This window comes from Bdellovibrio sp. ZFWA1 (genome assembly GCF_056175665.1).
Map to the genome: position 1 here is coordinate 1 of NZ_JBJKJH010000001.1, position 13,051 is coordinate 13,051.

General features: G+C 44.4%; 12 protein-coding genes. 7 read left to right on the plus strand and 5 right to left on the minus strand.

Annotated features, from left to right (window positions below; translation table 11 throughout):
* Window positions 1–106: 106 nt before the first annotated feature.
* Both AC04MN_RS00005 and AC04MN_RS00010 read right to left on the minus strand, forming a co-directional pair.
* Complete coding sequence (locus AC04MN_RS00005) at window positions 107–484, minus strand: hypothetical protein (RefSeq protein ID WP_475381130.1); 378 nt, start codon at window positions 482–484, stop codon at window positions 107–109.
* Window positions 485–496: 12 nt separating this feature from the next.
* Complete coding sequence (locus AC04MN_RS00010) at window positions 497–1,411, minus strand: murein L,D-transpeptidase catalytic domain-containing protein (RefSeq protein WP_475381131.1); 915 nt, start codon at window positions 1,409–1,411, stop codon at window positions 497–499.
* A gap of 208 nt (window positions 1,412–1,619) precedes the next feature.
* Between AC04MN_RS00010 and AC04MN_RS00015 the strand changes: the two genes are divergently transcribed.
* Window positions 1,620–2,642 (plus strand): endonuclease/exonuclease/phosphatase family protein, encoded by a 1,023-nt coding sequence (locus tag AC04MN_RS00015; protein WP_475381132.1) that lies wholly within the window; start codon window positions 1,620–1,622, stop codon window positions 2,640–2,642.
* Window positions 2,643–2,650: 8 nt separating this feature from the next.
* On the opposite strand, the gene AC04MN_RS00020 is transcribed toward AC04MN_RS00015, so the two are convergent.
* Together AC04MN_RS00020 and AC04MN_RS00025 are read right to left on the minus strand one after the other, a co-directional pair.
* Window positions 2,651–3,304 (minus strand): hypothetical protein, encoded by a 654-nt coding sequence (locus AC04MN_RS00020; RefSeq protein WP_475381133.1) that lies wholly within the window; start codon window positions 3,302–3,304, stop codon window positions 2,651–2,653.
* 7 nt (window positions 3,305–3,311) lie between these two features.
* Window positions 3,312–4,361 carry a SurA N-terminal domain-containing protein gene (locus AC04MN_RS00025; protein WP_475381134.1) on the minus strand — a complete coding sequence of 350 codons (1,050 nt, stop codon included), beginning with the start codon at window positions 4,359–4,361 and terminating at the stop codon, window positions 3,312–3,314.
* A 173-nt stretch (window positions 4,362–4,534) separates the two neighbouring features.
* Between AC04MN_RS00025 and mreC the strand changes: the two genes are divergently transcribed.
* The 6 genes from mreC (at window position 4,535) to AC04MN_RS00055 (ending at window position 12,665) form a co-directional block, all read left to right on the plus strand.
* Window positions 4,535–5,581 carry a rod shape-determining protein MreC gene (gene mreC / locus AC04MN_RS00030; protein WP_475381135.1) on the plus strand — a complete coding sequence of 349 codons (1,047 nt, stop codon included), beginning with the start codon at window positions 4,535–4,537 and terminating at the stop codon, window positions 5,579–5,581.
* Complete coding sequence (locus AC04MN_RS00035) at window positions 5,578–6,114, plus strand: hypothetical protein (protein WP_475381136.1); 537 nt, start codon at window positions 5,578–5,580, stop codon at window positions 6,112–6,114. The genes mreC and AC04MN_RS00035 overlap by 4 nt, the downstream gene beginning before the upstream one ends.
* Window positions 6,111–8,087 (plus strand): penicillin-binding protein 2, encoded by a 1,977-nt coding sequence (gene mrdA, locus AC04MN_RS00040; RefSeq protein WP_475381137.1) that lies wholly within the window; start codon window positions 6,111–6,113, stop codon window positions 8,085–8,087. Before AC04MN_RS00035 ends, mrdA begins: the two co-directional genes overlap by 4 nt.
* Before the next feature lie 2 nt (window positions 8,088–8,089).
* A complete protein-coding gene (gene rodA, locus AC04MN_RS00045) occupies window positions 8,090–9,214 on the plus strand; it encodes a rod shape-determining protein RodA (protein ID WP_475381138.1) in 1,125 nt (374 codons plus the stop codon).
* Between the two features lie 191 nt (window positions 9,215–9,405).
* Window positions 9,406–10,116 (plus strand): lytic transglycosylase domain-containing protein, encoded by a 711-nt coding sequence (locus AC04MN_RS00050; RefSeq protein WP_475381139.1) that lies wholly within the window; start codon window positions 9,406–9,408, stop codon window positions 10,114–10,116.
* 149 nt (window positions 10,117–10,265) lie between these two features.
* Window positions 10,266–12,665 (plus strand): hypothetical protein, encoded by a 2,400-nt coding sequence (locus AC04MN_RS00055; RefSeq protein WP_475381140.1) that lies wholly within the window; start codon window positions 10,266–10,268, stop codon window positions 12,663–12,665.
* 17 nt (window positions 12,666–12,682) lie between these two features.
* Here AC04MN_RS00055 and trxA read toward each other — a convergent pair whose 3' ends face one another.
* Window positions 12,683–13,009: a thioredoxin gene (gene trxA, locus AC04MN_RS00060; RefSeq protein WP_475381141.1), complete on the minus strand. Its 327-nt coding sequence runs from the start codon at window positions 13,007–13,009 to the stop codon at window positions 12,683–12,685.
* Window positions 13,010–13,051: the final 42 nt, after the last annotated feature.

A 13,051-nucleotide genomic window follows, 5' to 3' on the forward strand; every position in this document is an offset into this window, starting at 1 on the left:
TTATTTTGAGAAAAGGCACTAAATTACATATTTAAATTATTTTAAGTTTACCAAAGTCTAGTTAGTTTGCTTTAAAAAAAAGAGATGCCCTAAAGCATCTCTTTTTTTATTCTTCAACCAACTGAAGATCCTGAACAAGTTCGAACTCGCCCCCATACAAATCTTTTGCATTTGATTTAAAACGCTCGAAACTGACTTGAGACTTAATTTTGGTGTATAGCTCTTGCGATTTAACGAAGTTAGGACCGACTCCAGGCTCTTTAACTATGACCACGGTAAATAAATCCTTCATTGAATCATAGGAATCAATTTCTATTAGGGTGCCCTTTTTAATTATCAAAGTGGAGTCTATTAATTTTTCAGTTTGCTCGGGAGTTGCTTTAACCAACGGGCCGCTCTCTTTTTTTATTTGCGTGGCCGCTCCGATTTCACAACCCAGGATAAAAATGATTGCCGATAGATACTTAGTAAATTTCATTTCCATAAATCAGTTTCCCTATTGAGTGGCTCGAGTCGCGCGTTTTTTTGTTTTTCGTTTAGACTCTTTATATAGCATCGAGGGGCGAAAGCTTCCAGAGCGCCCCTCATAAGCCAGGGGTTCAGGCTCGCAAGCTGGGGGAGCAAATCCCGCATCCCGACTGCAGTTGCGCTGAGCCTCTTGTCCAAAATAATTGTAAACCAAAGAGCCCGTTCCCAACATTTCTTTTAAACTTGCAAACTGATCAAAGGGAACCCCGGTACATCCCCAAGTGTTTGATCGTCCAGCGACTCGAACTCCATGCAAAAGAATTCCGCGTTCTCCTAAACTGTTCTGACCACTCAGGCCCGCCAACCCCAATGAGTTGCTTTCGTTATAGCGGGCCCCATAGCGATGCGGAACCGTGATATGAAAACCAGGAGGCGTCTTCTTACTGTTTTCAGTGCTACAGGCCTCAAGCCGACCTGTGTGATCACTGCCCATGCCCCAACTGATCGGCACCGAATCTATACAGCGCCCTTCGGTATTAAAAATATACATCCGTGGATCACTAAAACTTGTGTAGTTGTTAACCGCTATGTACTTTCCAGGAGCAAGTTTGGCAGCAGGACAAGATTCGGAAAAATCAAGGGCCTCTTCAAAGGCATGAACGACCTTTGTCGGCAATCCAGGACAAGCATCAGACTCGTTCGCCTCTGTTCTCAATCGCGTCCCAGAACTCCACTCTGCACTTAAGTTGCTCTGGCTGGGCTGAAGATTTTGAGCCGCCCGAGGAGCCTCAACATCGACACCCGACTTTTCTGAATTCTCGGAGTTTTCAATCATAGAAATCGTCTTCCGACTTGAAAAAGCCCAAGCAGAATTAGTAACGCCAGACAGCAAGAGGCTGGTGCCAATTAAAAAACCGATAAAGTAAATTTTATTTTTTCCCATATTAATAAGTCTAAAAGGGGCCCCTTCAAAGCTCAAAAGCATTTAAATGAAACTAGATCAGAGGCTAATTACGGAACACTCCAGCACGGGTCACAAATGTCCCTTTTTCTGCAGATTTTTCTAGGAAACATCCCATGAATTGTCTATATCAAGGTCGACATCATGAGGCTTTGAGACTGATCTTTGGTTCTATTTTAAGGGGGATTTAATGGAACAACTCTGTGCTCGATATGGATTGCGATTCCTTTTATGCTTTCTTCTAAGCCTGATAGCTTATCTCCCCGCAACGTCACAGGCTGGCTTTTGCGTTCAAAATTTTAATCTTTATGGCCCCTTGTACGCCACCGATGTCGAACTTCGCACCTACCTGACTGCCAAAGAGCTTTTGCAAAAATCTGAGCCTTGCCAAATCATTCACTTTCAAGAAGTCTGGAACGATAGTCATATCGAGTACGTTGAAACTCTATTCGCAAAGAAATACAAAATCAGTGCGCCGAACAAAAAATATCGAATCGGCCTGATGTCACTCTATTCAAATATCCCCCAATCGCCGCAAACCTACTCGTTTCGTGTCAATAACGAGGGCGGAATCTTAGACAGTATTCGCGATATGGCCGGAATCCATAAGGCCTTTCACGTTAACTTAGTGCAAACCGACGAAGAGTCCGTGCTGTTCCTAAATACTCACCTCCACCCCACTTCAAGCGCTGTTCGAATTACGCAAATTTTAGATATCTACAACTGGAGACAAAAAAACCTTCAACATAAATTGATCATGACCGGTGACTTCAACTCGGCCCCGGGTTCTATTGAGTACCGCCTGCTACAAGCACTGGGATTTGTTGACGGCGTTCGCCAAGGCCTGGGTGGGACTTATCCTAAAAACTTTTGTACTTATTGCTCGTGGAATCCTCGCAGCTGGAAATTCAGCGATGAAGTCATCGACTATATTTGGATTTCTAACAAGGGTGGCGACTTAAAACGCCAGCTTTCAGTGATCCGCGCGGATCGAAACTTAATGGGATCACCTGATTTTACATTCAGTGACCACTTTGGCGTTCGAACTTATATCGAATGGGAAAATGCCTCGTCATCGAATTGCCATTCCCAAAACAATCTTATGAGCCAGCTAAAAGAAGCCAGAAATATTCTTGAATCGGAAGATCGCGAGGAATTCCAACCCTACATCCTCCAATTAAAAAGGGGCCAATGGCCCCTTTGTGGAATATAAAAAATATTTTAAAAATGAAAAATTTCAGAGCTTTGGATATTCTGAAGCTCTACCTCGGAGATCGTCGCCCCCGACTCATGCTGATATCCCTTCATCAAAGAGAAATGATCCGGCTCCCAATTTTTTCGGAAGTACTTTTTTATAAGAAGCAGCGTCTCTCGATGAAAATCTATGCTCTGCCAGGCGGCCTCTTGAATATCATCAAAGCTCCAACCCAAACGCAAACGCCAAACCGAACCCAAAACATTCACTGATTCGATGTAGTGCTGCACCCACCAAGTCCAATGATTATTTTTCCATTGAAGATGCTCGCCACCCCGGCACTCTTTTAATTCGAATTCAATAAGCTGAACCGGTAAAGAGGCACCGTCCATCAATTCTTGAAGACTCTGACACATTTGCAAAGACAACTCGTGCAACAATAAAGGCAGCTCCCAGTCACCGTCTGCATATTCTAGGGTCATCCCCTGGAATTCATGCTGTAAGTGCTGCAGCCACTGGTCCACCAGGGTCAAGTTCACGATCATACCCGAATCCGACTGAATTTTTCCTTGAAAACCAGCAGAAAGGTAAAAAAAGTGGGCCCGATGATTTTCATCAGGCCCTAAACTTTTGATTGAAATTCCAATACTCCGATGAAAAGAACTAGAGATTGAATTCATCTTGTTACTATTTCATGAAAATAGAGTTGTTCACTTCAACTTTTGAAGTCTTACGGTACTGATTCACCCAAGCCTCAAAAATTCCATCGCCACGACGACGTTGAAACATAGCATCTTCTGGAGACGGCGCTGCAGCCACTTCCATTTTTGCTTCTTTCAACTTCAAGACATATTTAAAAGTACCGTCACGAAGAATCGTCTTAGAAACTGCGGCGTCTTTTGATAGCTCGTACGCTGCTTTCTTCACCGATGGACTTGTAATTTTGGGCCAGTTTTCAGCTGCCACTTCTACCATTCCAGTCTCATCCCACTTGGTATCCAAAACAGCTAAAGACTTTTCAACGGCAGCCATATCTTTTGCGGCCAAAGCTTCGTCAATCTTTTTAAGTTCTGCATCCAACTGTTCGCGCGTCATTTTTGGCTTGCCGTCAATGGACTTCAACAAACGATCTTCTTCGATCCTAGCAAAAGCAAAATTCGCTTTCATTGAGCGTAAAGACTGCACCTTTTCTTGCTCTACTTTCAATGGACTTGCTGCAGCCTCGAAGAGACGGCGCGTGCGAGTGTTTTGGATATCTTTTCGAACTTTAGATTCGAAATCCCCCGGACTCATCCGAGTGGATTCGATGTATCTCATATAAAGTTCTTTTTGAAACATGCCGTTTTGTTGGAAAACCGGAATATCTTTAACGATAAAGTCTCGGATCTCTGCATCCGTCGCGTAAACGCCCATTTTTTGAGCAGCCTGAGAAACCAACTCCATACGGATCAAGTTTTCAACAGCTTGCTGTTGCAATAACTGCTTTTGCGAGCTGAAGTCCATCGCGTTGCCAAAAAGACTTGAATAGTACTGCTGGATTCTTTGCTCTTCTTGTTGATAATCCGCAATAGAGACAAATGTGTTATTCACTCGAGCCACTTGCCCGACTCCAGCGCCCATATGCCCTGGCAATCCAAAAAACACAAACACCATCACAATTGCACCGAAGATGATATACGCCGTGAAGTTCTTTGCAGAAATTTGACGCTTTAACTTGTCGGCCATGCTCGTACTCATAAAATCCCTTTCATTCAGCAAACTCCTGGAACCAGGGGTTCAAAATCAACAAATCCAATTACGTTACGATTTTTTTTATTTTTCAAGGGGAAAGTGTTGAAATATCACCGGAAAGTTTGTTAGCGTCTGATTACATCGTGTTATATCAGCGCGTTTGACCTAAGAGGTGTTGTTTGAATTTCTTCAACTTTGACTTTAAAAAAGCCATCATGCTGTTGGTGGTTCTAATTCTTCCACTAATTTCCATTAATATTCAGCAAAAGCCCCAGGAATCACAGTGGTATGCTCGGCCTTTCACACTTTTAGGAAGTCTGATTCAAGAGTCCTACTATGAATTTAGCCATAGCGTCACGGGCACAACCAGCATGTATATTGATTTGATCGGCATCAAAAAAGATAGCCAAAATATCAAATCACAAAACAGCGAACTTTTGACACGCCTTGCTGCGATGGCAGAACTAAAAGCCGAAAACGATCGCCTGCGTGGTCTTTTGGAATTCAAACAAAGTAGCACGATGCAACTTGTCGCTGCCCAAGTGATAGGCAGAGATCTCGTGGCTGATCACAATACAGTGACAATTAACAAAGGACTCGATCACGGTGTTAAAGCCGGGATGGCTGTATTAACAACCACCGGAGCTGTCGGTTATGTGTTCAGACCTGAAAAACTAACATCGCATGTGATGTTAGTGACGGATCGCTATAGCGTTGTGGATGCCATCGTAGCCAGATCCAGAGCTCAGGGTATCGTAGAAGGAAAATCTGACAATACGATGTCATTAAAATATGTCGAAAAGACGGCAGATGTAAAATCTGGAGACATTGTTGTCACTGGCGGTTTAGACAATATCTTCCCGAAGGGCTTCCCGATCGCGGTAGTTGATAGCATCGAAAAGAAGGCCTACACGATTTCTTTAAAAGTAGACCTGCGTCCCATTGTTGACCCATATAAATTAGAAGAAGTCTTCGTTGTTACAAAATCAACCAATGAGGACTTCACCAGCCGATTCGTGCCAGAAGTTGCAACATCCGAGACAGGAGTAACTTCACCTGAGTCCACAGAAACGACGGCCGCAAATGCTCCGGCGACAGCTACGACAACGACTCCAGCACCGACGACAACAACAAATACTCCAGCCCCAGCGGCGCCGGCTCCAAAACCAGCCACAGCCGTAGCGCCAGCTGTGAAGCCTGCAAAACCTACTGGAGCCACACAATGAGAATGGGATTTAACTCGATTGCCAATTATTTGTTATTCTTATTGGCAATCCTTATCTTTGCAGGTTTTGAAACCACCTTCTGGTTTCAATTCTTTCCCACGATACCAAGTCCGATGATTTGGTTGAACGTGATGATTTATTTGGCACTGTATCGTAAGCCAGTGATGGGAATTTTTAGCATCTACACGTTAAGCTTTGCTCTATTGGGTTTTACTCTTATCCCATTAAAGATGATGTGGTTCCCTCTGCTTGTTATATTTTTCCTGACTCATTTAGTGAAAAGCCGCGTTTTTTGGTCAGGAGCTGGCTACTTTGTGATCATGTGCTTTGCTTCTTGCTTGCTCTATCACACCAGCTTCATGCTGATCTCGAAATGGCTGGAACCGAACATGGCTTCGGTTTCCTTTTTAAATCGTCTTGTTCAAATTCTTCTGACTCCAGCCTTTGCATGGCCAGTTTATAGAATTCTTGCGTGGTTCGATCGCATGACGAACACCGAAGACCTCCAACATTCAGGGGGACTTGAAATATGAGTACATTTGTAAACAATCCGGATGAAGCAAAAGAGTATCAACCCAGATACCGAATCCTTTATATCTTCATTGCGGCCACGTTCTTTATTTTTACAATTCGCCTGTGGTATCTTCAGGTGATTTCGGGCGATGAGCTTCGCGCCTTCTCGGAAAAAAACCGTATCAAACAAAATAAAATCCAAGCCCCTCGAGGCCTGATGCTGGACCGAGATGGAAAAGTTTTGGTTGAAAACTTACCAGGCTTTGAAGCCGTGCTATCGCCACAGTATATCGAAAATCTGGATGATCTAGCCAAAGTCGTTGCTCCGATTCTAGGAACCGAGCCCGATAAAGTTATTCAAAAGGTTCAAAAAAGTCGACGGGTCAATGGACCTTTCACGATTGTGCGTTTGAAAGAGAACCTTTCTCGAGACGAAGTCGTGCGACTTAAACGCATCCGCTTGGATACGCCGGGCTTAGAAATTCGCGAATCTATCTTCCGCCACTATCCTTTAAAAGAAAATGGCGCGCAGCTGTTTGGCTATGTCGGGGAAATCTCGAAAAAACAAATCCCGGTTTTGAACGATCTTTATAAAGGTAAGATGTCTTTCGAACAAGGTGACATCATTGGAAAAGCCAATCTTGAAGAAACCCTCGAACAAGATATTCGTGGAACCAATGGGATCAGCTTTATTCAGGTCGATGCTCATGGACGCGAAACAATTACTCAGACTCCAAATATTTACGGGGAACAAATTCGAGACCAAGAGCCCATCCATGGTAACAATGCGGTTCTAACTATCGATCGAGATATTCAAGAAGCTGCCTATAAATCTTTACAGGATTTAAAACGAATTGGCGCCGTTGTTGCGATGAAAACCAATGGTGAGGTCTTAGCTTGGCTATCGTCACCGGGCTACGACCCGAATGAGTTTTCAGCGGGAATTACAGCAACAACTTGGTCTAAATTGATCAACGATCCATTTAAACCCCTTCGTAATAAAGCGATTCAGGATCACAATGCTCCGGGTTCGACCTTTAAACCGTTCATTGCCCTAGCCGCGCTTCAAGAAAAAGTGATCACTCCGACAACAGTTGTTGCGGCCCCTGGGGTTTTCTACTTCGGACGCCGCCCTTATCACGATCACAAAAAAGAAGGTCATGGTAATATCACCGTTTTTGAAGCCATCGAAAGATCCTCGAACGTTTTCTTTTATAAAATGGGTATCGCTCTGGGTATCGAAAAGATGTACGACTATATCTCGCTTCTAGGAATCGGCTCTAAAACCGGCGTCGAACTAAAGCGCGAAGTACCGGGCATCATGCCGAACTCTGCCTGGAAAAAAGCAAATATCGGTGAAGAGTGGCAAGGTGGGGAAAACCTATCGACCGCCATCGGTCAAGGTTTCGTAAACGTCACTCCTTTACAGATGGCCATTGCCTACAATGCGATCGGCACCGAAGGAAAAGTCGTCCGTCCATTCATCGTTAAAAAGATCGTCGATCAAGAAGGAAAAGTTCTTAAAGAAAACTTCCCTCAAGTTGTTCGTGACTTACAGCAAACTCAACCAAACGGCGTGCGCATCTCTGAAGAAACTTTCAAGGTTGTTAAAGAAGGCATGCGCCGAGTTGCCAACGGAGATCGAGGAACGGCTAAGCACTGGAAAGTGCCCGGCGTTGAGATGGCCGGTAAAACTGGAACCGCTCAGGTCATGGGCTTTTCAGCTGATCAGATTTACGTGAAGTGCGAAGGTCGACCTATTCATCAACGTCACCACGGATGGTTCATTGCCTGGGCTCCGGCGGACAAGCCGGAAATTACGGTGGCTGTGCTTGCAGAACACTCGTGCCACGGAAGTACCGGGGCCGCTCCGATTGTTCGTGATGTGATGCTTGCTTACTTCCAAAAATATCATCCTGATATTATCGCCGCGGCAAAATCAGGAAAACGGGCTCAAGCTAATGGCCCCATTGAAACCAGCGAGGGAGAATAATTATGAACTTATCCTTGCAAGTTGAAGAACGTAATTTATTTAAAAAATTAGATCTGAATTTTATACTTGTTATTTTTGCCTTGAACGTTATTGGACTCATTAACTTGTATTCGGCAACTCATGGACCGAACTCTGATGATGTCGCAAATTTATTTATTCAACAAATCGTTTGGTTGGCTGTTGGATGGGCGGTATTCTTTATTTGCACATTCATTGACTACATTATCGTGACTAAAATTGCGATTATCGTCTATGTGCTAAACCTTGGTGCGATCCTTTACGTGACCTTCTTCGGTAAGGTTGCGTTGGGCGCTCAGCGCTGGATCGATCTTGGTTTTTTCCGATATCAACCTTCTGAAACAATGAAGCTCGCCCTGATCATGATCCTTGCAAAAATACTTGCTAGAAAAAGTAGCTTTGGAAGCGGCATGGGTCTTCGTGATCTGGCTTTACCGATGTTGGCTTTACTGTTGCCTTTTGGCTTGGTCGTCGAACAACCCGATTTAGGAACTGCGCTAACGTTGGCTGTGATTGGCGGTTCGATGATGATCTTTGTCAAGCTTCGCAAAAGCATCATCATCACTGGCCTTGCTGCGATTGCAATTGCGATTCCGCTAGCTTGGAATTTTGTTCTTCACGATTACCAAAAACATCGTGTTTACACCTTTATCTCTCCAGCCTCTGACCCTCGCGGGCGCGGCTATAACTCGATCCAATCAAAAATTGCGGTTGGCAGCGGCCAGTTTTTTGGCAAAGGATTTAGAAAAGGCACACAATCACAGTTAGAGTTCTTGCCAGAGCGCCATACCGACTTTATTTATTCGGTCCTCAGTGAAGAGCATGGTTTTGTCGGCAGTGTTTTAACGATGGGATTATTCTGCACGCTCTTTTTATTGGGACTACGAATTGCCCAAAGTGCGCGGGATAAATTTGGAGCTCTTTTAGTCGTCGGCGCCCTTTGTTATTTGTTCTGGCATATGTTTATCAATATGGGAATGGTGATCGGCCTTCTTCCGATTGTCGGCGTCCCTTTGCCACTTCTGTCTTATGGCGGATCATCGATGTTAACCACTATGGCCGGCCTTGGTCTTGTCTCAAGTGTGGCCTATCGTCGCTATCTGTTTTAGTCCCTAAATAAGACGTCTTAGGCTGAATCTCTAACTTTCAGTCAGTGTCTGTAAGATATTAGACAGCCCTGTTTTATACTCTAAATTAGAGGTATTTCAGGGCTGTTTCCATTTGAGAGTCTAAACAATTCAAGCACTTAATATCTCGGCATGACCTTCGCACTACTAGGCTAGTATCGGAGGTCATTACCATGAAAAAAGCAACTTACTCACTTCTTGTAGCTGGTTTTCTTGGTGTCCTTGTTGTCTCATTTCAAAACTTTACGTTCTCTTCTTGGGAGCGTAACACAATCTCTCCAATGAATGAGTCAAAGCGTATCGCTCACGCAAAAGAACTTTTAGGCACTGATTATAAAAGCTCGGTTGTTGCGAAACTTGAAGGTGGTCGCGACTTAAACAAAGTGCTTTTTGATAAAGTTCAAAAAAGCTTACCTGCAAAATACAAGTCTCACTCTTCACAGGTTACCAATACAATCATTAAAGAAGCGGCTCGCTATAACATGGATCCCTTCTTTATCGTAGCTGTTATCAAAACTGAAAGTAACTGGAACCCCTTAGTTCGCGGTCGCCACGGCGAAATTGGTCTGATGCAAATCAAACCCTCGACGGCTCAGTGGATGTCACAAAAATACAAAATTGCCTACAATGGTCCTATTACATTAGAAAACCCAGCTGCAAATATCCGTCTTGCAACTGCATACATGAACCACCTGCGCTCGAATTTCAAAGCTCGACCTGGCAATTATGTAAATGCTTACAATATGGGTCCTCTCAATATGAGACGCCTGATCAAACAAAACTTAAAAGCGGAAACTTATTCTTCAAAGGTTTTAGCAAACTACCGCCAAGCCTACAAATCAGTGGCGAAGTTCGAACTATCACCCTTAGTCGCTATTCGCTAATTAACTTAAAAATCCTATTAACTTAGACCCTCAACTGCCGAAAAGAAGTTGGGGGTCTTATTCGTTTCTTAGCTCTTCTTTTTTACTGTTTTTTCCTCGCTCCACCCTTGGCCATAGCCTTGGGCGCAAGCAGTATTGAAAGTGCCGCGATGATTCAATATTGTCGCCAGAGTCAAAACTGTTCTTTGAAGCCTTCCCCCTACCTGGAAAAAGCCCTTCTTTCCTGCAAACTTGAAACAGAGGCCATGGGGTGCAGTGAAATCGAAAAAAAGAACCCACAAATCGCCTCGCGCTTTAAAAAATGTGATGGCCCGCAATTTTGCGCACAGAAAGAACTTGAAGCACGCCAAACGATCGCTTGTCTGCGCGGTTATAAAAATGCCCTGGTGGACCTGGGAATCAGCATTAAGGATATGGCCGTCTCGGTGGGGGATTTTATTGATTCCACGTGGGAAGACTTTAAAGCGAACAACCGCAAAAGAAATGAATTTCTAAAACAGTGCAATCTTTCGCTTAGTTGTAAAAAAGATTTAGTCAAAGATGATCACCGTTATAACAACCTATCGGATGCAGAGCTGTCTAAATTACCAGCCACATTTTTATACGTGCAAGCTCAGGACATGAGGGCTTACAAAGCCTCTTTAGATCGCGTCCGTCCTCAGCCTTATCGCCCTATCTCTGAACGACCTGTGGATGATGTCAGAATCTCTGGAGAGCAAAGCTTAAAACTGATGGACATGCTTAAGATCGCAAAAGACAAAGCAATTGCGATGAATAAAGAGTACTCCTGCTATCACGAAGAGGCCCAAACTGAACTTGGTTGCTACATTCTTGGAAACGTCATCGACCCCACCCTGGTTGCTGGATACTTCCTAAAAGGAGTCCGCGCGGGTAAAGCTGGTTATGAACTTGTGAAGGCCGCTGAAAGCACAGCTTCTGCGGAAAAAACTATAGAAGCGACAAAAACAACGACCCAAGTAGAAGAGAAAATCGCAGCTTCTGCCGGGAAACCTTCAGAAACTGCAGGTTCTGCCAATCGGCGTGGCTCGCAAATTGGCAACTCCGCGGCCCTGCGCGAACAATTTACTCAAAAATATTTGGACTACAACCCGACGACAGTGGCGCAAAACGAAGAGTGGATACGACTCGCGGACTCTGGACGCAGCAAGGGCCGGTATTTCCTAGAAGTTGAAAACAGTAAGATGAAAGAACTGAACGACACACTGAAAGACAAAAACCTGGTCACCAGTTTGACCAACTACCATAAGGAATTAACCTTAAATGAAATCAAACAACTGGAAAAAAAATATCCAGGTTTAAAAATCGATCCCTACTCGGACTTCAAGTCAGTACGCTTAGCCATCTCGGGCAAGGTCCCCAAAAATATCTATGAAGAGCTGAGCGCCGCCTATGCGCGTATAAATTCTGAATTTGGAAAAACTTTGGCCGAGCAAGGTCTGATTCGAAAAACCGAAAAACCAGAAACTTGGTTCCGAGCAGGCTTTGCCGAAACAGCGGATGAGGCCAACTTGTATGCTCGCTATGGCCGTGGCCAACAGGGCACGAATAATATTCAAAGCTTTAAAGACCCAACTGTGAAAGAGGCCCTTAACACTCGACTGAGTGATATTCGTAACCTGAATGACAGTTTACGACGAGAACTGGCCGGATCTTCGGCCATTGATGGAGCCAGCTTCCATGAGGATGTGTACGACATCGTTCGAAAAAACCCGGGCAAGCCGGAAAAAATAAAAGCTGATCTTAAAAATCGATTTGGTCTAGAGAACATCTCCGACTCAACTATTCAGAAGCTTCAATCCTATGGTAAAGCCGTCGATGAATTCTCTCCGGGTATTCGAGTCGCCAAAAGGGAACTCGCCACGTTGGATGACGCCGCATTTGGAGGCCTCAGTGCCGATGTCATTGGCCTTGGTTCGATGAACTTGAAGGCAACAGCCGATGCCCTTGCCAGCGCGAAAGACCTTAGCAGCTCTATTGATAAGGCCCGACTTGGTGAACGAGCTGTCACTCAAAAGTTTAATAGCCAAAAAACAGCTTTCCAAGAGGCCTTAAAAAAAGCTGTAGATCCCTCGGCCTTGAAGTCTGTGTGTTCGGGTGATGACTGTATTGCTGTGGCCACCCGGCCTTTGACGGCGCTTGAAAAATCCAAAATACTGACCCAAATTTCCGAAGGTCCTTATGCGGGCCGTTTCCGCATGGCTTTTGTACCCGACGGCGTTGCAGACAAAAGCGTTCGCAATGCCTTGGCAACTCATGGTGAGTCCATCGAAAAAGTTCTACGTAAAAACCTGAGTGCAAATATGAACGCCGAAAAGCTGCGCAATATTACTTTTGCAATGGACATGAAAACAAAAAAATTAGGCGAAGGCGGCGTTGGCTTAATTGTGGGCAGCAAGAAAAGTCAGCCCCTGACGGGACAAGAAAAAAAACAGATCCAGAAAGCCTTCGAAGAGGCTCTTAAGCAAATAAATACAGACTTAAAAAATGAAAAGGGCATCGGTAACTACACCCATGCCCCTTACAATTAATTCTAAGTTCTTAACAATTAAGAATGGCTTTGCAAAAACTCGACAATAGCTTCTTTCGGATAGTTACCGACAAGCTGACCCACTTCTTGGCCACCTTTGAATAGCAACATTGCTGGGATACCGCGAATGCCGTATTTACCCGGAGTGCCTGGATTTTCATCCACATTCACTTTTACGATACGAACTTTACCAGACATTTCCTGCGCGATCTCTTCAAGTTTTGGAGCTAATGCGCGGCAAGGCCCACACCACTCAGCCCAGAAGTCGACAAGAACTGGAACATTTGATTTTAAAACTTCACTTTCAAACGTGCTGTCAGATACAGCCGTAGTATTTGCACCCACTTTGGGCCTCCTCATAAAGACTGCGTAACTTATTTTTAATCG

What these genes read in the sequence shown, in the direction of transcription:
- AC04MN_RS00005 (WP_475381130.1), bottom strand. Translation starts at nt 484, where the DNA reads ATGGAAATGAAATTTACTAAGTATCTATCGGCAATCATTTTTATCCTG.
- AC04MN_RS00010 (WP_475381131.1), bottom strand. Translation starts at nt 1,411, where the DNA reads ATGGGAAAAAATAAAATTTACTTTATCGGTTTTTTAATTGGCACCAGC.
- AC04MN_RS00015 (WP_475381132.1), top strand. Translation starts at nt 1,620, where the DNA reads ATGGAACAACTCTGTGCTCGATATGGATTGCGATTCCTTTTATGCTTT.
- AC04MN_RS00020 (WP_475381133.1), bottom strand. Translation starts at nt 3,304, where the DNA reads ATGAATTCAATCTCTAGTTCTTTTCATCGGAGTATTGGAATTTCAATC.
- AC04MN_RS00025 (WP_475381134.1), bottom strand. Translation starts at nt 4,361, where the DNA reads ATGAGTACGAGCATGGCCGACAAGTTAAAGCGTCAAATTTCTGCAAAG.
- AC04MN_RS00035 (WP_475381136.1), top strand. Translation starts at nt 5,578, where the DNA reads ATGAGAATGGGATTTAACTCGATTGCCAATTATTTGTTATTCTTATTG.
- mrdA (WP_475381137.1), top strand. Translation starts at nt 6,111, where the DNA reads ATGAGTACATTTGTAAACAATCCGGATGAAGCAAAAGAGTATCAACCC.
- rodA (WP_475381138.1), top strand. Translation starts at nt 8,090, where the DNA reads ATGAACTTATCCTTGCAAGTTGAAGAACGTAATTTATTTAAAAAATTA.
- AC04MN_RS00050 (WP_475381139.1), top strand. Translation starts at nt 9,406, where the DNA reads ATGAAAAAAGCAACTTACTCACTTCTTGTAGCTGGTTTTCTTGGTGTC.
- AC04MN_RS00055 (WP_475381140.1), top strand. Translation starts at nt 10,266, where the DNA reads ATGATTCAATATTGTCGCCAGAGTCAAAACTGTTCTTTGAAGCCTTCC.